This window comes from Pseudoscardovia suis (genome assembly GCF_002797875.1).
In the GTDB taxonomy this organism is placed as follows: domain Bacteria; phylum Actinomycetota; class Actinomycetes; order Actinomycetales; family Bifidobacteriaceae; genus Pseudoscardovia; species Pseudoscardovia suis.
This window is the reverse complement of the sequence record NZ_PGFC01000002.1, coordinates 212,983-232,093: the sequence shown is the minus strand read 5'-3', so window position 1 is coordinate 232,093 and position 19,111 is coordinate 212,983. Positions and strand designations below refer to the sequence as shown.

Sequence of the window (19,111 nt, the reverse complement as noted above, 5' to 3'; positions counted from 1 at the left end):
CTGCCACGCCCGCCCCGCTGGGAGGATTCGTTGCATTCATGATTCACGTCTTCCTTCTCGAATCAGGCAGTGCCTGGCGCCCCAAGCACTGCCACCGGTGCCATGCCATCCGGCGCGGCACCGACCGTCAGTCACATGGCGTCGGGCGCCGACACCCCCAGCAGATCCAGACCATTGGCGATGACCTGCTGCACAGCGTCGTTGAGCGCCAGACGCGCTGCGGCGCGGGCCGGCTCCGGGTCTTTTGCGATGCGTAGGGCTTCCACGTCCTTGGCATCGCCGCGCGCCTCGGCATCGGTCAGTTCCATCGGCACCACGCGCTCTGCCGCATACCACTTATGGTAACGTCCGGCAAGCTCCTCCAGGTAGTGAGCCACGCGGTGCGGGGTGCGTTCGTCGCCCGCCTGCTCCAGCATCGACGGATACAGCGCCAGCTGCGCCAGCACTTCGCCATCCGCTTCGGTGCTCAGCAGCGACATGTCGGCGCCATCGCGAGTGATGCCCGCCGCAGCGGCATTGCGGTCGACGTTCTTGGAACGCGCGTGCGCATATTGCACGTAGTAGACGGGGTTGTCGTTGGAATGGCTGGCGAGCAGATCCAGGTCGATGTCGACGGACTGGTCGTAGCTCGTGCGCGCCAGCGAGTAACGCGATGCGTCCACGCCGATGGCTTCCACGAGGTCATCGATGGTGACGACGTTGCCGGCGCGCTTAGACATGCGCACGGGCTTGCCGTCCTTGACGACGTTGACGAGCTGACCGATGAGAATCTGCATGTTGACGCCGGGCTTGTCGCCGAATGCCGCGCACATGGCCATCATGCGGCCGATGTAACCGTGGTGGTCGGCTCCGAGCATGTAAATCGCGACGTCCGCCGGGTCGGTGGCGCGGTGACGCTTGTCGTAGTAGTAGGCGATGTCAGCAGCGAAATACGCGTAGTTGCCATCGGATTTGATGATGACACGGTCCTTGTCATCACCGTACTTCGTGGAGGCGAACCAGGTGGCGCCGTCCTTCTCGTAAATGTCGCCTTTGCCGCGCAGCAGTTCGATGGCGCGGTCCACGGAACCGTTGTTGTACAAGCTGTTCTCATGGAACCACACGTCGAAGTTGACGCGGAAGTCCTTCATCGACTGCTGGATTTCGGCGAACATCATCGGCACTGCACGACGGCGGAATTCCTCACGCTGCTGCGAATCGCCCTCCGCACCGTCCTCGCCGGTGACGCGGGGAAGCGCGAGCACGTCCACTCCCTCAGCCTTCGCTTCGTCGATGACGCGCTGTGCAATCTCGTCGATGTAGGCGCCCTTGTAGCCATCTTCAGGGGTCGGCTCTTTGTGAGCGGCAGCGACGAGGGACTTGGCGAAACGGTCAATCTGCGTGCCGTGGTCGTTGAAGTAGTATTCGCGCACGACCTTGGCGCCGTTGGCTTCAAGGACTCGCGCCATGGAATCGCCCACGGCCGCCCAGCGCGTGCCACCGATGTGAATCGGGCCGGTGGGGTTGGCAGAGACGAATTCCAGATTGAGCGTGCGGCCTGCCAGATGGGTGTTGCGACCGAACTGCGCACCTTCCGCCAGCACTTGGTCCACGATGGCTGCCGCGGAAGCGGAATCCAGCGTGATGTTGATGAATCCGGGACCTGCCACTTCGACGGAAGCGATGCCATCGGCGGCAGCGAGACGATCCGCGAACAGCTGCGCCAAGTCGCGCGGCTTCATCGCAGCCTTCTTGCCAAGCTGCATGGCGATGTTTGTCGCCCAGTCACCGTGAGAGCGATCCTTGGGTCGCATCACCGTGACCTTGGCGGGAATCATGTCATCAGCCAACTGGCCCGCCTCACCAGAGGCTGCAAGGTCATGGGCTGTTCGTTCGATAATGCTTGCGAGTGCTTCAGGATTCATTCTTCAAAGTCTAGCGAGGGCGTTGCACAAGAGCCGTGTTTGCGCCTCCACGCCTGCCGAGCATAAAAGAAGCCGTAGCACAACGCCACAAACGGAAGCATCATGAGCAGCGTGCTGCGCTGCGTGGGATCCCACGCGACAAGCACCAACGAGAAGACACACAGCACAATCGCCACGATCGGCACGATCGGATACCCGGGAGCCTTGTATCCCAAGGAATCCGTGGATTTGCCTTCGCGAGCCAACTGGCGGCGGAACAGTATATGGCACACAGCCACGGAAATCCACACAAGCAGCGTCGCGAGTCCGGACACCGCCACCAGCGCCAGGTAGACGGTGTCTGCGGCATACACGCTCGACAACAACGCCAGCAGACCGCCTGCCAGGCTGATAAGCACGGCAAACACCGGCACGCCACGGAAGTTCGTCTTGGCCAGCACTGGCGGAATCATGTTTTCCTTGGCAAGGGACCACACCATGCGCGAGCACACATACAAGCCGGAATTCGCAGCGGACAGCACGGCGGTGAGCACCACGGCATTCATGATGTCGCCGGCGAAAGGCATGCCGATGCTTTGGAATACGAGCACGAACGGGCTGGTGTCCACGCCGGACTGCTGCCATGGGATCAACGCCGCCATGACGGCGATGGAGCCGATGAAGAAAATCGCCAGACGCAACACGGTCGTATGCACAGCCTTGGGAACGGCACGCCCCGGATCCTTCGTTTCTCCCGCCGCCACGCCGATCACCTCGGTGCCGGAGAACGCGAACACGACGGTGAGCAAGGTTGAAAACACCGGAACCACACCGTTGGGGAACCAGCCATCATTCCAGAAATTCGACAATCCCGGCGCCGAGCTGCGCCCCGAAATGGGCAACACGCCCACGATGGCAAGCACACCTATGACAATGAACGCCACGATCGCGAGCACCTTGATGCTGGCGAACCAGAATTCCGCTTCGCCATACAAACGCACCGACAGGATGTTGAGCAAAAACACAAGCACGATGAACGCCGCGCTCCACACCCATGCGGATGAATTGGGGAACCACCGTTGCATGAGCAATCCCGCCGCCGTGAATTCCGAGGCAAGCGCCACAGCCCAGTTGAGCCAATAAAGGATTGCGATGGTGAAGCCGGTGCCCGGGCCGATGAAACGGCGGGCATACAGGTGGAAGCTGCCGGCATAAGGCATGGCGACGGATAGTTCGCCCAGCGACAGCATGACGCAATAGACAAGCACGGATCCGATGATGTAGGCAAGCACAGCGCCGAACGGACCTGCGTCATGGATCGTGTGGCCGGAACTGACGAACAGGCCGGTGCCGATGACACCGCCCAGAGAAATCATCGTCAGATGGCGCGATTCCATCGAGCGCGTCAGCTGATCGTGCGCAGGCCTGCCCTGCTGGGTGTTGCCCTTCTGGGTGCTTCCCTGCTGGGTGTTGTGCAAGCCATGGGCCTGTGTGTTGTCGTTCTGGGTCATGTGCCGTCCTTTTCTGCCTTTGTCATGGCTTCGGACGTGCGATGATTCCGCAAGGATCTGTGCACGTTCGAAGCCATGACCACGCACCTAACCGTAGACGCGGGGCACGAAAAATCGGCTCAGCCTCACTCGGCTGCGATGGCGTCGATCTCCACAAGCGCGCCGGTGGGCAGATCGTTGCCGCCGAACGCCACGCGTGCCGGCTTCACACCATTGCCGAACACCTTGGCATACTCGGCATCCACGGCCTTGAAATCAGCCACGTCGTGCAGGTAAATCGTGGCGCGCACCACGCGGTCGGTGCCCAAGCCCGCCTCGGCGAGAATATTCGTGATGTTCTTCAGCGACTGCGCCGCCTGCTCGGCGGCGGTGCTGCCGGCGAGCTTGCCCGTGGCGGGGTCGATGCCCAGCTGCCCAGAGACGAACACGAAGCCGTTGGCGCGCACTGCCTGGCTGTAAGCGCCCAGTGCCGCAGGTGCGTTCGAGGTAGCGATTGCTTCAAGATCTGCCATGATATGCCTTCCGTAGAATCCTGAGAAGCCTTGATCGTGAGATTGCGTCAAAGCCTTTCCGCCGCGTTCGATGCGGTTTGCGCCGATATTATCACCGCGAACCGCATGAATCATCACCGATTCCAAGCCACAGAGGCACTACACGATGAGCCCATGCCAGAAATCCACATTAAAAAGAACGAGGAAAATGAGAGCGAGGGGAACGAGGGGAAGAAGACGGAAGGAAAAGCAGGAGAAAAGAAAAAGCCCCAAAAGATACACACAGAAAGATACACACATATGACGTGTGTATGCCTTGTGGGCTTGATGGGATTCGAACCCACGACCTTCTGTTCCGGAGACAGACGCTCTATCCACTGAGCTACAAGCCCGTTGCATCGCATGCCACGCACACCGCCACAGACGGTGCAATGGCACAACGCGCTTTCGCCACGCTACCACGATTCAGCGCAGAACGCCAATGTGGCGACTGTGGCGCATGGGTTCATCGCCCAATGGACCCATGCGCCAAACGGAATCCGCGCACCGAATCAGTACATCAGTGTCGCCAGACGGCGACGTGCCTGTGCCACGCGTGCGTCGGATGCCGGGCACATGGCGAAGTATTCCAGCAAACGCGCACGCACCGATTCCTTGTCGGCCGGATGCGCGGCAAGGAAGTCCAGCAGACGGTCGAAAGCGTCCTTGACCTGGCCGCCGATCATGTCGACATCAGCCACATCAAGCTGCGCCTCCACATCGTCAGGCTTGGCGGCAGCCGCTTCACGCACTGCGCGCACATCGGAAGCACCGTTGCGGGCGAGCAGCAGGCACTTCGAATGCTCGCGCGCCGCACGCACATCATGGGGGTCGAGTTCCATCAGGTGAGCGTATTCCACCGCGGCTCCGGAATAATCCCCGGACTTGGCGAGCTCATCGGCTTGCTGATGCGCCTGGGGCACCTGCTCCTGTTCGGCGGCATCATCGGCGGACGCACCCTCATCGGCGGACTGGTCGCCGCCACCGCTCATCGGAGCAGTGCCAGCCACGCCCGCCTGCTTTGCGACCTGCAGGATCTGCGGAATCACGGCATCCTCGATCTGCTGCATCTCTTGATCATGCGGCACACCTTCGAGAATCGGCATGGGCTGGCCGTTGATGAGCGCGAACAACGCAGGAGCGCCCTTGATGCGCAACGCCTGCGCGATCTCGGGGCTTTCCGTCACGTCGATGCGGGCGAGCTGCAGCTGGCCATCCTTGCCGTTGACGATGTCGGCAAGCTTTCGCGCCATGGGGAAGCAACGGTCATCATTCTTGACCCACAGGAGCAGCAGGATCGGGAACGTAGCGGATGTGCGCACCATCGCCTCGAAGCTCGCCGTGGTGACATCAATCACATACTTGCCGGCCGCGGGGGCGCCACCCTGCTCCCCTTCTTGGGCGCTGACCTTGTGCTTCAAGCCTTCAAGGTCCACAGCGCCCGCCAGATTCATTGCAGAAAGATTCGGTTGTGGAGTTGCCATGCTTTCATCCTTTCGCATATGCGTGCAATGCGCAAGCCACTTTCACCGCCCGCGTAGAGAACCACTGTAGAGAACAACGAGAGCGCCAGACAATCGTCCGTGTCAGACAGCCGCCACCTGAATGGGCTGGCGCTGCGCACCCACGGCGCGTATCTGCTGGCCGGAATCCGCCGGCGGCACATACAGCGCCACGGTGTTCACATACGTCACTTGGATCGTGCTGGTGGCAGTCGCCCCGCCAAACAGCGCACGCTCAGCATCGGACGCCGGCAGAGCCTGTCGGTTGGAATCCAAGCGCCTCGTCCACACGGAATTGATGCGACCGACCACGAGATCGCCGCCATCGGCGGTACGCATGACCTCAATCTGCGCATCATCGGGCGAAAATACTTCTTCCTGGCTGAACGTGACACCACTGGAGTTGAACGTCGCCTGGATCTTGTCTGCCACGGACTTCACGCTGTCGCGCAACTGGTCGTCTTCAAACTGCGCGGCATACTGGCTGGAATCGCGGTTTTGCAATACATCCGCGTATTGGGCGAGCGCGTCCTTGGGGGTGGCGACCAATCCGCTGTCGTCCGCCTCGCCCAGCTGGCTGCCGTCCACGGAGAACGCCGGCATCGAAGCGTTCTGGAACAGCGGGCACACACCCCACAGCTTGTAGTTGCTATGCGGGGAATCCTGCGTCATCACCAGAAGACGCTGTGACTGCTGGTCACTGGTGGTCGTGGTGAATGTGAAAATGGACCGAGGCCATGTGGTGGTGATAGGCAGGTTCACTTGGGAGGCGTCGGCAGGCAGTTCGGTGATGTCCGAGGCATTGCCTGTGGCGGTGTAGACGGCTATCTCGCTGGTGCGCACGTCGAGTTCCGGTCCCGTCACTCGTGACGCGAGCTTGGAGGCGTCATGATCCGCGGTTGCCTCGTTCACCACTTCGAGGATGCGAGAGCGGATCGTTTTCTCTTGGTCCTCGGTGACAGCTGTCTCGACGTTCTGGGTATTGGATGTGAGCTGCCCCATGCGCGTCTGCACGGTCGGCAGCGGCTCGGAACATGCAGCAACCGAACCGAGAAGGCACATGGACAGGACTGCTGCCGCGGTTTTCTTGGCCGAGCATCGTGTGAATGCATGTCGTGACATCACAGCTGGGCTCCTTCCTCGTCGCCGGTTTGCTCAGTGGTCGGGGATTCCTCCGTCTGGGATTCCTCCGCTGTGGATTCCTCCGCTGTGGATTCCTCCGTCGACTGTTCGCCTGTCGAAACGTCCTCCGTCTGATCGCTGTTCATTGAGGCTGCCGTGGCTTCAGCAGCGCTGTCCGCCGCCGAATCGCCGTCTGTTCCGGCATCCCCTGCTGCATTGTCATCCACCGTTTCATCATCCACAGTGCCGTCATTCTCGATATTGCTGTGGGGCGTCTCTGTGTCAACGGACGTATCGGCATGCCGCGGTTCAGGACGGAATTTTTCATTGGTGATCGCCGGCATGCTGCCAGTCGTCGCCACCACATCCTCCAGCACAGAACTTGCCGAAAGATCAGGGTTCTCGTTCTGCAACTGGTTGAAGTAATCGCGGAAGTCCTGCACGGAATACGACGCCGTAATCTCGCCCAGCTCGTCCTTGATCTCTACACCTTGACCGTCGTTCACGTCGACGGATGACACCGTGTGGTTCCCCTCGTCAACGGAAGCAGCCGACTGGGCATCGCCGCGATGCGAGGTGAAGGACTTGTGGCGCAAACGCATCATGACGGCGGTCTGCTCCCACAGCGGCACCTCGTCTTCACCTGCCACGCGCCTGCCGGCATGTTCACGTGAAAACACAGTAGCGGCAAGCACGGCAAGCAGCGCGAACAACAGCGCAACGGCGTAGAACGGCATTGCGTAATTCGGCGCGGAATCACGATGCCATCTCAACGTAAGGGTGTATGGCTTCGCCGCGGAATCCGACATTCCGGGATTCTCTGGATTAGACACAACAATCAAAGCATCCTGTGGATTGTAAGTAAGCGAATCAACGGAGATTTCGCCAGTGTCGCATGTCGCCTGGGTCCATAGATCGGAGTCCTTGAACGAGAGGCTGTCAGCGCCCTCAGCGGTATCAGCCTCACCGGTCTTCGCCTGCTGCGTCTGCAATGCGCTCCATGATTCCATTCCGGAAACCTGCGTATAGACCGCTCCATCAAGCCATGACGAAACATCGTTCTGATTCGAGACCTCCATGCACAGCTCGGTGCTGGGGTCCTCCGCCTTCACGTCCACGGTCACACTGTCGTCCACCAGCTGCAGGACGCCGGGAATCGTCGCCAAGTATTGTGTGGACACCTGCGTTGTGCTTGCCGAAATGTCATGCTGCGGCTTCCACAGTGTAGAATTAAGTATTCCAAAAATCAAAGAGATGACGGCGATGACTCCGAAAAGCGGCGTGATGACACCACGCATGATCGCCACGCGTTTGGAAGAGGCATTCGACTTCGAATCCTTGCGCTTCGCACGCGCCTTGGCATAGGCGGAATTCTGCGTCGCGTTATTGTTGTCGCCCTTGCTGGAATCATCATGCTTGGCAAAATCAAACGCGCTGCCGAAGGGATTGCCCACATGCATCGGAGTGGATGGCATGGCGAAAGACGACTTGTCCGCCGTCTCGTCAGCATGCACTAGCTCATCGGTTTGCGCTGGTTCGTCGGTTTGCGCTGCCCCATCAGTTTGCGCTGCCCCATCGGGCTGTGCTGCTGCGAAATATGCAGTCTCATCCGGCTGCGTGGATGCGTCCGGCTGAGGCATGGACGCCACCGGGTCCTGCGCCGCCGGGTCCTGCGCTGTCGCGGTGGCAGGCATCTCATCACGCTGGCTGGCGTCAGCCCCAACGCCATCCTGATTATCTTGGTCACCCTGATCATCCTTGTCATCGGCGGCAGACACAGCGCCATCCGACGTCAGACCAGAGAATTCATCATGCATGGAAATCGTGCCCAGTGTGGAATCGTCAAATGAAATCCCGTGATATGGACCATCATCATGCGGCTCGTTGTGCTCAGCCGGCGTATCCCCGCCGGCTGGGAAGTCGAACACCGGCTCATTGGTGTCCGACCGGCTGCCATCAGGGGAATAGGCATCGTCTTGTGGGTTCATATCGTTCATGTCGATAAATTTTACCAACCGCCCCCAACCCCGCCCCCACCCCAACGAATCGCGGCAATTCGCACAGCTAATCGAAAGAATCCCCTGCGCCAATCCAACTGCCCCAGCGCTCACAGAAAGCCACATTGACTGGGCAAGGCATCTACTACGATTTAGCACATGGCACTTAATACAACATTGCTGAAACGCCTTGCCGCGTTGGGTTGCGCTTGTGCATTGAGCCTTGGAGCCAGCGCATGCGGTTCCAAGCAGGCCTCCACCACGTCCAGCCCCACCGCTTCCACAAGCTTCACCCACATGGACGGCATCACCGCCACCGGAAACCTGGGCGAGCAGCCTACTGTTTCTTTTGATTCGCTGCCGTACACCGTGCACAACAACTCATACGCGATCTTGCAAACCGGCGATGGCGACACCGTGCAAGACGGCCAGCGCATCTGCTTGCAAAACATGTTCGTCAACACCGACGATGGCTCTGTGCTGTCGTCCTCCTGGGGATCCGACCCCGTGGACTGCGCCACGATCACCCAGTCGCAAACGCCTTCCGATTATTACGGGCTGCTCGTGGGGCAGAAAGTGCACACGACCATCGCCATCGGCTACAACCTTGACGAAACCAGCTCCTCCAGCTCCGATTCGGCAGCCAATTCGGCAGCCACCGCCACAAATTCCGCGCAACGCCTCGCAAGTGCATCAGCATCCAGCACCGGCTTGTCCTCACTCGCCGCGCTCAATGATTTCACCGCAACCGTCGTGGATGACGAATCGCAGTCGTCCAGCGCCTCGGATTCCGCCAGCGCGTCCAGCTCGGATTCCGCCAGCTCGGATTCCACCAGCTCAGATTCAACTAGCTCGTCGAGCTCCGATTCGACCAGCTCCACAAACGTCAACAGCCATTACCTGTGGGTGTTCACGATCATGAGCGCCACGCAACCGGCCACTCGCGCACAAGGCACCGAGGTCACGGATCTGCCCAGCGGACTGCCCACCGTCACGCGCGACGCCTCCACCGGCCAGCCGTCCATCGATGTAAGCACCTACAGCGGTTCGACGACCAGCCTCGTGTCGCAGACGCTCATCCAAGGCACCGGTGCCACCGTGCAGCAAGGCGACACCCTCGACGTCATGTACAGCGGCTGGCTGACGGACGGCACGCAGTTTGATTCCAACTGGTCGAACGGCACGTCCACGCAGCTGACGATGAGCGAGGATTCGGTCATCAAGGGCTTCATGCAGGGGCTTGTCGGGCAGAAGGTCGGCTCCCAGGTGTTGCTGATCATTCCGCCGGACTTGGGCTATGGCTCCAGCGCGCAGGGATCGATTCCGGCCAATTCCACGCTCATCTTCGTGGTTGACATCCTCTATTCCAGCAGTAGCAAGTGACGGCACAGCGACTGATATTTAGCGGCAACTGACGGCGCGCGACTTTCCTCCGAAAGCGCCAGCCGTCCACCTGCACAAGCAATCAGTCGCGCCTAGCGAAGCCTGATATCACAAGGCGGCGGTGCACCAGGTTCTCACCCCTGATGCACCGCCGCCTTTTTATTGTTGCTTTGTCACCGTCTCATCGCGCTGTCTCATCGCGCCGTCTCATCGCGCTGTTTCATCAAGCCATGGGTTCCAACGGAACGATCAGAAAAGCGTGATGTCGCCGGAATCCTGTTGCTTCATATCGTCATAATCCAAAATCAGGCATTCAAAACCACGCTCGGTTGCCAGCACGCGCGCCTGCGGGGTGATGGTCTGGGCGGCAAAAATCCCCCGGACCGGGGCGAGCAAGGGATCGCGGTTGAGCAGCTTGCAATACCGCGTCAGTTGCTCCACTCCATCAATGCCGCCGTGGCGTTTGATCTCAATGGCCACATGCGTGCCATCGGCATCTTTCGCCATGATGTCGACCGGACCGACCGCCGTGGGATATTCGCGACGCACGAGTTGCGCACCTTTGCCGATGCGTTCAATCTGTTCGGCGAGGAAACGCTGCAGGTGGTCCTCCACGCCGTCCTTGACAAGCCCGGGATCGACCCCCAGATCGAAGGTCTGGTCAGAATGCACCGCGTAGATGGCAATCGTGAGAATGTCCGGCCCCTTGTTGGCGCAAGCACGCAGAAAAGCGATTGGCACGGACGGAGCTTCTTGCGAAGATGCGCCTTCCGCGTGCGGATCCTCAATCGAGGAGCTGCTCGCACGGTTGTCGGTGGAAGTGTTTGCTTCGTTGTCTGAGGAATCGGGAGCAGATTCATCTGCATCACAATCGGCGTCGTCCGCGTCATCGTCCACATAGACATCCCTCAGCAGCGATTCCCATCTTTCGCTGTCGGGATTGTATTCATGCACTGTGCACGGCGCAGCCATCCAATTAAGCGGCTTGTAAGACCCCAGTTCAGAAAAAATCAGCACACTGGAATCCGCTTTCACCAAGATGACACGCGTGGCGCGCGGCAGCATCGCGTTGAGGCGGCCTGAATACACCGCGGAACAATCGGCAACAATGATTCGCACACAAGCAGTATACGGGAGACGCCTACGGAAGGCGCTCGCACAGCGCCGAGATGGGCCCAGTACATCGCATTGTGTACATTGCGCAGCGCATGGTGCAGATTGCACGACGCAGAGCACACGATGCAGGACCCACGATGAAAAACGCAGGATTGCACTGTATACATCGCACGGCATACGACGCACAGCGCACAGCGCACCTAGCGGAAAGCTGCAAGCCATTGCATCGCTCAGAAATCGCCGATTACAGCAGTTAAGCGTGTGGCCGCCGTATCTCTGAGGCACTTATACCGCATGGGCTACAAGGGCATTGCCATTCAGCTTGTCGCGGCACTCACACTATCTGCCGCCCCGGGCACTCATGCGTGGGCTTGTGCAGGCACTCACGCTTCCCCGCCCTGCTCTGGATCATGCTTTATCAACAACCCACTCAAGCACCCACGCCCTGTCGACCTGCGCAGGCACACGCAACCCATGGACTCACCTCAGGCAATCCCGACTGTCAGTCGCCGGCGCTCACGCTTTGTTGGCTTCGGCGGCGGCGCGCTCGGCATTCACCTGCGCACGATACTGCTGTGCTTTTCCCTCCCAGTATTCGCGATCTGCATCACTGATCTGCCGAATCACATGGCAAGGATTGCCCACCGCCACCGAATGCGACGGAATGTCATGCACGACAACGCTGCCTGCGCCAATCACCACATCGGAACCAATCGTCACGCCGGGGCAGACAACCACATTGCCGCCGAACCACACATCGTCGCCGATCGTGATAGGTCGGCCGCCTTCCAACCCCTCGCCACGCACGCCGGCATCGATGGGATGGTACGGGGTGTACAGCCCGACACGCGGACCGAAGAACACATTGTTCCCAATGGTGATGGGCGCCACGTCGAGGAAGATGCAGTCGAAGTTCGCGTAGAAATTATCACCGACCTGCGTGTTGCAGCCATAATCACAGTGGAATGGCGGCTCCACGTAGCAATTCTTGCCCGTCGAGCCAAAAAGTTCACGGATGATGCTGGCTCTAAGTTCAAAAGCGTCGTAAGGCGTGTCGTTGAACTCACGCTCCAACTTGCGCTTTTTCATGCGCATCGCATTCAGTTCCGGATCATCGGCAAAATACAGCTCGCCAGCAAGCATGCGTTCTTTCTCGCTCATACCCCAAGCGTACAGGGCGACGCGCCTACCGGCGCGCCAATGTGACAGCCACCACTCGCACATAGTCAACCGAAGCGGATGCCGGCACCCCAATGTGTCAGCCGGCGCTCGCACATAGCCAACCCGCCGACACTCCCAAACACCAACAACCACAGAAAACAGCCACTCCCAGAACCCCACCACCAACCAAGCACACCGCACAACCCCCAATGCGCCAGCCACCACTCACACATAACGAACCCGCCGACAATCCGCCCACCAATGTGACAGCCACCGCTCACACATAACCAACCCGACGGACACACCACAAAACCAAACCCAGCAAACAAGCCACTCCCTCCAACCGCCCACACCAGCGAACACCCAAACAGCCCCAATGTGCCAGCCACCACTCGCACATAGCCAACCCGCCGACAACCCCAAACACCAACAACCGCAGAAAACAGCCACTCCCAGAACCCCACCACCAACCAAGCGCACCGCACAACCCCCAATGTGCCAGCCACCACTCGCACATAACGAACCCGCCGACAATCCGCCCACCAATGTGACAGCCACCACTCACACATAACGGCCTCACATCCCTGTCGGCGCGGCTATGTGACAGCCACCACTTGCACATAACAACCCGGCGGACACATCACAAAACCGGACCCCAGCAAACAAGCCACTCCCCGGACCAAACAACCCCTCAGACCCATCAATGTGCCAGCCACCACTCGCACATAGCCAACCCGCCGACAATCCCAAACACCAACAACCGCAGAAAACAGCCACTCCCAGAACCCCACCACCAACCAAGCACACCGCACAACCGCAATGCGCCAGCCACCACTCGCACATAACGAACCCGCCGACAATCCGCCCACCAATGTGACAGCCACCACTCACACATAACGGCCCCACCCCCTGTCGGCGCGCCAATGTGCCAGCCACCACTCGCACATAGCCAACCCGCCGACAATCCCAAACACCAACAACCGCAGAAAGCAGCCACTCCCAGAACCCCACCACCAACCAAGCACACCGAACAACCCCCAATGCGCCAGCCACCACTCACACATAGCGGCCTCACATCCCTGTCGGCGCGGCTATGTGCCAGCCACCACTCGCACATTGCAGCCGAAACAGGGTGGGCATTACAACCGATATGGCATCCTCTCGCTTCTCAATAAAAATGGCTCTGGGCGTGAGAATGAACTCACACCCAGAGCCTAGGAGATAACAGCGGAATCAACCGCTTCGCGGATGCCTGCCCGGAAGGCAAGCCAGCAGCCGGCGCAATCGCACCGTCCGCCAACAGCAACAACTTGCAACTGCCGTCAGCAACCGGCCGCCAGCACTGGCTGCCAGCAGTCGACGCCAGCCGGCGCAATCGCACCGGTCGAAGTCAGCCGACCGCTAGTCGCAATAACCGTCAGCCACCGCCAATCGCCACCAATAGCAGCAACCAGCCGTCACCAACCGCCGCCGGCAATCACCGGCCGCTTTCAGCAATCCTCAGCCGCTTTCAGCAACCAGCCGTCACCAACCGCAACCAGCAGTCGCCGCCAGCCGTCAGTCGGCATCCTCCGCAGCCGCGGCATCCGCTGCGCCTGCGTTGTTGATCTCGTCATCACTGGAATCAGAGACCGCCACGGTCATGGAATTGGAGTCAAAGGCAGCAAACCCATCAGAGACCGTGAACAAGTGGTCGTGCCCGCTCGTGCTGTGCACACGCACGGTGCCGTGATTGATCACCGTCAGGATCGGCTCGTGGTCAGGCAGAATACCCATCTGCCCGGCCGAAGCCGGAATGACCACAGAATACGCAGTACCGTTCCACACGGGGCGGTCGGCAGCCACGATAGTGACTTTCATGGTGGGTTTATCGCTTGCCATTACGCATCCAGTTCCTTCTTCATGTCGTGCCAACGACGCTCAAGGTCGTCGATGCCACCGATTCCAGAGAACGCCTGCACCGGGACGTCGTCGTAAACGCCATCGCAGATGCGGGTGAAGGCCTCGATGGTCTCGTCGGCAGGCACGTAGGAGCCCGGGCGACCCGTGAACTTCTCGGCAACGTAGAAGTTCTGGCCGAGGAACTGCTCGATGCGACGTGCGCGTGCAACGGTCGTCTTGTCTTCCTCACCGAGCTCATCGATACCAATCAGGGCGATGATGTCCTGCAGCTCCTTGTTACGCTGCAGAATCGCCTTGACGCGGTTGGCGCAGTCGTAGTGAGCCTGGCCGACGTAACGCGGGTCGAGGATTCGAGACGTGGATGCCAGCGGATCGACGGCGGGGTAAATGCCCTTTGCCGCGATGTCGCGGGACAGCTCGGTCGTTGCATCCAAGTGGGCGAACGTCGTTGCCGGGGCCGGGTCCGTGTAATCGTCAGCAGGCACGTAGATAGCCTGCAGAGACGTGATGGAGTGGCCTCGGGTCGACGTGATGCGCTCCTGGAGGGCGCCCATCTCATCGGCCAGATTCGGCTGGTAACCCACGGCGGAAGGCATACGGCCCAGCAAGGTGGACACCTCAGAGCCAGCCTGCGTGAAGCGGAAGATGTTGTCGATGAACAGCAACACATCCTGGTTCTGCACGTCGCGGAAGTACTCAGCCATCGTCAGAGCGGTGAGCGGCACGCGCAGACGGGTCCCCGGCGGTTCATCCATCTGGCCGAAGACCAGAGCGGTCTTCTCAAGCACGCCAGCTTCGTCCATTTCACCGATGAGGTCGTTGCCCTCACGGGTACGCTCGCCGACGCCAGCGAACACGGAGACACCGCCGTGGTTCTGCGCCACGCGCTGGATCATCTCCTGGATGAGCACGGTCTTGCCCACGCCTGCGCCGCCGAACAGACCGATCTTGCCACCCTGCACATACGGGGTGAGCAGATCGATGACCTTGATGCCCGTTTCGAACATTTCGGTCTTCGACGTCAGTTCGTCGAATGCCGGAGGGTTGCGGTGGATGGGCCAGCGCTCGGTCACGGTGATGTTCTCGCCGGGCTTCTTGTTGAGGATGTGGCCGGCCACGTCGAAGACGTGTCCCTTCGTCACATCGCCAACAGGCACCTCGATGGGGCCGCCGGTGTTGGTCACGGATGCGCCACGCACGAGGCCGTCGGTCGGCTTCAGTGCAACGGTGCGCACGATGTTGTCGCCAAGGTGCTGCTCGACTTCCAACGTGATTTCGCTGAGAGTCTCGCCTTCGGTGGCGCCCACATTGTTGATTCGCACAGTCAGCGCGTCGTAGATGTCAGGCAGATGCCCGACAGGGAATTCGACATCAATGACTGAGCCCTGGACTCGAACAACTCGGCCTTTGGCTGCGGCGGCGTTGTCCTCCGCCTTCAGCTCGGCCACACTTTCATTCATAGCCATGGCTTTCCTTATTCTTCTGAGGTATTCAGTGCGTCGGCACTTGCGATGATTTCGGTCAGTTCCTGAGTGATGGAGGCCTGACGCGTCGCGTTGTATTTGCGCGTCAAGTCATCGATCAGACTGTTGGCATTATCTGTTGCCGTATGCATCGCGTTCTGCCGGCTTGCGGTTTCAGACGCGGCTGCCGTCAGCAGGCACTCGTGAATTCGGGACTGCACATATTTGGGAAGGATCTTGTCAAGCACTTCCTCGGCGCTGGGTTCGAACGAGTACAGCGGTGCCGTGAGGTCACGTGCCTTCTCGATCTCTTCCTGGGCGCCTTCGGCGTTCGGATCAATCTCCTTCGTCACCACCTGGACCGGCAGCATGCGCAGGATGCGCACTTTCTGCGAGACCATGTTGATGAACTCCGTGTAGACGATGTACAGCTCGGAGACCCCGCCTTGCTCGCCCGGCTTCATGTAAGCGTCGAGGAGCGTCTTGGAGATCTCCTCGGCGATTTCCACGCCGGGTTCGTCGGTATGGCCTTCCCATGTGGCCTTGATATCGCGGTTGCGGTACTTGTAGTACGTGATGCCGCGACGCCCGTAGACATACAGCTCCGGAATCTTGCCCTCGCTGTCAAGTCGCGTGAGCAACGTCTCCGTTTCACGTAGCACGGATGACGTGTAGGGGCCGGCCATGCCGCGGTCACTGGTCAGTGCCAGCACCGCGACATGGTGATTCGGCTTGTTCTCATGCTTCTTGAAGATCGGGTGATCCAGCTTGGCATGTGCTACGAGAGCGGCCAATGCATCCGAAATCGCATCAGAGTATGGCTTCGCTTCCATGGCGACGTCTCGCGCCTTGGCGATGTGCGAAGACGCGATCATCTCCTGGGCGTTGAAAATCTTCGCCAACGACTTCGTGGAGGCGATGCGTGACTTGTATGCGAGCTGGGATGCCATGGTTACTCACCGGCCTTCTCAGCCGTCTTGGCCTTGGTGCTCTTGCGGGTGTGGTGCACGATGGTTTCCTGCTTCACAGCCGTCGGAGCCTGCTTCTCGTCCTTCTTGTTGATAAGCGGCGTGCCGTCGAGCTTGACGTAGGTGTCGCGGTAATCATCCACGGCCTTCTCCAGCGCCTTCTCGGTATCGGCAGTGAAGTCACCAGTGGCAGCGATGGTCTTGATGACGTCGCTGTTGTGCGCCACATAGTCCAGCATGCCCTTCTCGAACGGAAGGACGTCGCCCAGCGGCAAATCGTCAAGCTTGCCGTGCGTGCCGGCCCAGATGGAGACAACCTCCTGCTCCGGGGAGAACGGTGAGTACTGCGGCTGCTTGAGCAGTTCCATCAAGTGGGAGCCACGGGTCAGCTGGGCCTTCGAAGCCGCATCCAGATCGGAAGCGAACATGGCGAAGGATTCCAGGGACTTGTACTGTGCCAGCGAAATCTTCAGCGTGCCGGAGACCTTCTTGAGGGCCTTCGTCTGCGCAGCGCCACCGACTCGGGAGACCGAGATGCCGACGTCCACTGCAGGACGCTGGCCGGCGTTGAACAGGTCGGACTGCAAGAAGATCTGACCGTCGGTGATGGAAATCACGTTGGTCGGAATGTAGGCGGACACATCGTTCGCCTTCGTCTCCACGATCGGCAGGCCGGTCATGGAGCCACCGCCAAGGTCGTCGGACAGGCGGGCGCAACGTTCCAGCAGGCGGGAGTGCAGGTAGAAAACGTCGCCCGGGTAAGCCTCGCGCCCCGGCGGGCGGCGCAGAAGCAGCGAGATCGAACGGTATGCCTCGGCCTGCTTGCTCAGGTCATCGAAGACGATGAGCACGTGCTTGCCGTTGTACATCCAGTGCTGGCCGATGGCCGAGCCGGTGTAGGGGGCAATGTACTTGAAGCCTGCGGAGTCGGATGCCGGGGATGCCACGATCGTCGTGTATTCCATGGCGCCTGCGTCTTCCAGGGCGCCACGCACGGAAGCGATCGTGGAGCCCTTCTGGCCCACTGCCACGTAGATGCAGCGCACCTGCTTGGCCGGGTCACCGGTCTCCCAGTTCTTCTTCTGGTTGATAATCGTATCGATGGCGATTGCGGTCTTGCCCGTCTGGCGGTCGCCGATGATCAGCTGGCGCTGACCGCGGCCGATAGGCGTCATCGCGTCGATTGCCTTGAGACCCGTGGAAAGCGGCTGGTCGACGGGATGACGATGCATCACGTCAGGAGCCTGCGCTTCCAGGATTCGGCGGGATTCGCACTTGATGTCGCCCAAGCCGTCGATCGGCTCGCCCAGCGGGTTCACCACGCGGCCCAGATATCCGTCACCGACAGGAACGGACAGGACTTCGCCGGTACGGCGCACTTCCTGGCCTTCCTCGATGCCGGAGAAATCGCCGAGCACCACGACGCCGATCTCTCGGGCGTCGAGGTTGAAAGCCAAGCCCAGCGTGCCGTCAGCGAACTTGAGCAGTTCGTTGGCCATGCAACCGGGGAGGCCTTCGACGTGCGCGATGCCGTCGCCTGCAGTCCTCACATAGCCGACTTCTTCAGTCGGTGTCTGAGAGGGCTTGTAGGAGTCGACGAAATCGTCAAGCGCCCGACGAATCGCGGCGGGATCAATGGACAGTTCAGCCATAGATCACTCCTTAATTTCCTCTATTTTTACGTTTCGAACAGCTACCGCCGGTCGATGCCGGCGCCGCCGATGCGGCTGGTATCAAAGCCAGCCGAAGGTTCAGGCCATTGTGCGCTGCAGGTTGTGCAGCTTGGCGACGACCGTATGGTCGATCACCTCGGCACCATACTGCAGACGCATTCCTCCGATGACGGAGGGGTCCACAACGGCATTGACATGAACCGGACGGTTCAGCTTCTTCGAATAGATCTCGATGATTCGCTTGATTTGCTCGATGCTCATCGGCACAGCCGTGGTGACTGTGACGACGGTCTCGCCGCAATGTTCAGAAATCTTGTCGATGAGCCATTGAATCGTGTACAGGTAGCGCCTGTTGCGCAGATTCCTCGTTGCCTGCTCCGCCAGATACAGCGTGATGGGATCGAGCGTGTCCTTGTCGAACAGCTGGTCCAGCAGCCGCACGCGGCGTTCAGGATCCATCTGCGGATCGGAAAGCTCCGACCGCAGCACGGAAAGGTTGAGCAGAGCGGAGCGAATCTCCGCGAGTTCGACTGCGACCTTGCCTGTGCAACCACGGGCGTCCGCCTGATACAGCAGGGCGTCGATTGCCAAGTCTTCGGTCGCGTTGGCGATATGCGGCACACGGCTCCAACGACGGGAGACAACATCGCTGAGAATCTCGATGGTCAGTGGATCGACGGCATTGCCGACGATGTTCCTCACGAGCGTGATCTTGTCCTGTGCAGGACGCGAAGAATCGGTCAGTGCTCGCTCCAGCTTCTTGGTGGAGTCAAGAATCTGGGTAAAGCCGAAGAGATCTTGTGCGACCTCCCCGCAGCCTTCGCCCTTCTGCTTGAGCACCGGCGCAAACTTGTCGCGCACGGCCTTCTCACTGGTCAGTGAAGTTTCTCCGCGCATTCC

General features: G+C 60.1%; 14 protein-coding genes and 1 tRNA gene. 1 reads left to right on the top strand and 14 read right to left on the bottom strand.

The genetic code is table 11. The features are described 5' to 3' along the window. Positions 1-131 precede the first annotated feature (131 nt). The 7 genes from argS to CLV65_RS03580 form a co-directional block, all read right to left on the bottom strand. Positions 132-1,904, bottom strand: coding sequence for an arginine--tRNA ligase (argS, locus tag CLV65_RS03610; protein WP_094690642.1), 1,773 nt, complete (start codon positions 1,902-1,904; stop codon positions 132-134). Continuing rightward, positions 1,901-3,280: an amino acid permease gene (locus CLV65_RS03605; RefSeq protein ID WP_100346273.1), complete on the bottom strand. Its 1,380-nt coding sequence runs from the start codon at positions 3,278-3,280 to the stop codon at positions 1,901-1,903. The genes argS and CLV65_RS03605 overlap by 4 nt, the downstream gene beginning before the upstream one ends. A gap of 239 nt (positions 3,281-3,519) precedes the next feature. Then, positions 3,520-3,906: a Rid family detoxifying hydrolase gene (locus CLV65_RS03600; RefSeq protein WP_420848395.1), complete on the bottom strand. Its 387-nt coding sequence runs from the start codon at positions 3,904-3,906 to the stop codon at positions 3,520-3,522. Positions 3,907-4,204: 298 nt separating this feature from the next. Beyond that, positions 4,205-4,277: transfer RNA gene (locus tag CLV65_RS03595), tRNA-Arg, on the bottom strand. A 159-nt stretch (positions 4,278-4,436) separates the two neighbouring features. Further along, positions 4,437-5,408, bottom strand: coding sequence for a tetratricopeptide repeat protein (locus tag CLV65_RS03590; protein ID WP_094691278.1), 972 nt, complete (start codon positions 5,406-5,408; stop codon positions 4,437-4,439). A gap of 102 nt (positions 5,409-5,510) precedes the next feature. Then, positions 5,511-6,548 carry a DUF8094 domain-containing protein gene (locus CLV65_RS03585; RefSeq protein WP_094691279.1) on the bottom strand — a complete coding sequence of 346 codons (1,038 nt, stop codon included), beginning with the start codon at positions 6,546-6,548 and terminating at the stop codon, positions 5,511-5,513. Continuing rightward, positions 6,548-8,536 (bottom strand): hypothetical protein, encoded by a 1,989-nt coding sequence (locus CLV65_RS03580; RefSeq protein ID WP_094691280.1) that lies wholly within the window; start codon positions 8,534-8,536, stop codon positions 6,548-6,550. The genes CLV65_RS03585 and CLV65_RS03580 overlap by 1 nt, the downstream gene beginning before the upstream one ends. 168 nt (positions 8,537-8,704) lie before the next feature. Here CLV65_RS03580 and CLV65_RS03575 point away from each other — a divergent pair, with 168 nt between their 5' ends. Beyond that, entirely contained in the window at positions 8,705-9,928 is a 1,224-nt protein-coding gene (locus tag CLV65_RS03575; protein ID WP_094691281.1) for an FKBP-type peptidyl-prolyl cis-trans isomerase, read from the top strand. Between the two features lie 249 nt (positions 9,929-10,177). Here the strand turns inward: CLV65_RS03575 and nucS are convergent, their stop codons facing one another. The 7 genes from nucS to CLV65_RS03540 form a co-directional block, all read right to left on the bottom strand. After that, the gene (nucS, locus tag CLV65_RS03570; RefSeq protein WP_094691282.1) at positions 10,178-11,047 is read right to left on the bottom strand and encodes an endonuclease NucS; all 870 of its coding nucleotides are present in this window, start codon (positions 11,045-11,047) and stop codon (positions 10,178-10,180) included. A 513-nt stretch (positions 11,048-11,560) separates the two neighbouring features. Then, positions 11,561-12,205 carry a sugar O-acetyltransferase gene (locus tag CLV65_RS03565; protein ID WP_144441878.1) on the bottom strand — a complete coding sequence of 215 codons (645 nt, stop codon included), beginning with the start codon at positions 12,203-12,205 and terminating at the stop codon, positions 11,561-11,563. Between the two features lie 1,557 nt (positions 12,206-13,762). Then, on the bottom strand, positions 13,763-14,086 hold the full coding sequence (locus CLV65_RS03560; RefSeq protein ID WP_094691284.1) for a F0F1 ATP synthase subunit epsilon: 324 nt from the start codon (positions 14,084-14,086) through the stop codon (positions 13,763-13,765). Next, the gene (gene atpD, locus CLV65_RS03555) at positions 14,086-15,567 is read right to left on the bottom strand and encodes a F0F1 ATP synthase subunit beta (protein ID WP_420848398.1); all 1,482 of its coding nucleotides are present in this window, start codon (positions 15,565-15,567) and stop codon (positions 14,086-14,088) included. Before atpD ends, CLV65_RS03560 begins: the two co-directional genes overlap by 1 nt. A 14-nt stretch (positions 15,568-15,581) precedes the next feature. After that, on the bottom strand, positions 15,582-16,520 hold the full coding sequence (locus tag CLV65_RS03550) for a F0F1 ATP synthase subunit gamma (protein WP_094691286.1): 939 nt from the start codon (positions 16,518-16,520) through the stop codon (positions 15,582-15,584). Between the two features lie 2 nt (positions 16,521-16,522). Beyond that, positions 16,523-18,190 carry a F0F1 ATP synthase subunit alpha gene (atpA, locus tag CLV65_RS03545; RefSeq protein WP_094691287.1) on the bottom strand — a complete coding sequence of 556 codons (1,668 nt, stop codon included), beginning with the start codon at positions 18,188-18,190 and terminating at the stop codon, positions 16,523-16,525. Between the two features lie 99 nt (positions 18,191-18,289). Then, entirely contained in the window at positions 18,290-19,108 is an 819-nt protein-coding gene (locus CLV65_RS03540) for a F0F1 ATP synthase subunit delta (protein WP_094691288.1), read from the bottom strand. Between the last annotated feature and the right edge of the window lie 3 nt (positions 19,109-19,111).

Excerpts from the sequence above, each read along its gene's own strand:
- argS (WP_094690642.1), bottom strand. The coding sequence starts at position 1,904 with ATGAATCCTGAAGCACTCGCAAGCATTATCGAACGAACAGCCCATGAC.
- CLV65_RS03605 (WP_100346273.1), bottom strand. The coding sequence starts at position 3,280 with ATGGAATCGCGCCATCTGACGATGATTTCTCTGGGCGGTGTCATCGGC.
- CLV65_RS03600 (WP_420848395.1), bottom strand. The coding sequence starts at position 3,906 with ATGGCAGATCTTGAAGCAATCGCTACCTCGAACGCACCTGCGGCACTG.
- CLV65_RS03590 (WP_094691278.1), bottom strand. The coding sequence starts at position 5,408 with ATGGCAACTCCACAACCGAATCTTTCTGCAATGAATCTGGCGGGCGCT.
- CLV65_RS03585 (WP_094691279.1), bottom strand. The coding sequence starts at position 6,548 with ATGTCACGACATGCATTCACACGATGCTCGGCCAAGAAAACCGCGGCA.
- CLV65_RS03580 (WP_094691280.1), bottom strand. The coding sequence starts at position 8,536 with ATGAACCCACAAGACGATGCCTATTCCCCTGATGGCAGCCGGTCGGAC.
- CLV65_RS03575 (WP_094691281.1), top strand. The coding sequence starts at position 8,705 with ATGGCACTTAATACAACATTGCTGAAACGCCTTGCCGCGTTGGGTTGC.
- CLV65_RS03565 (WP_144441878.1), bottom strand. The coding sequence starts at position 12,205 with ATGAGCGAGAAAGAACGCATGCTTGCTGGCGAGCTGTATTTTGCCGAT.
- CLV65_RS03560 (WP_094691284.1), bottom strand. The coding sequence starts at position 14,086 with ATGGCAAGCGATAAACCCACCATGAAAGTCACTATCGTGGCTGCCGAC.
- atpD (WP_420848398.1), bottom strand. The coding sequence starts at position 15,567 with ATGAATGAAAGTGTGGCCGAGCTGAAGGCGGAGGACAACGCCGCCGCA.
- CLV65_RS03550 (WP_094691286.1), bottom strand. The coding sequence starts at position 16,520 with ATGGCATCCCAGCTCGCATACAAGTCACGCATCGCCTCCACGAAGTCG.
- atpA (WP_094691287.1), bottom strand. The coding sequence starts at position 18,190 with ATGGCTGAACTGTCCATTGATCCCGCCGCGATTCGTCGGGCGCTTGAC.
- CLV65_RS03540 (WP_094691288.1), bottom strand. The coding sequence starts at position 19,108 with ATGCGCGGAGAAACTTCACTGACCAGTGAGAAGGCCGTGCGCGACAAG.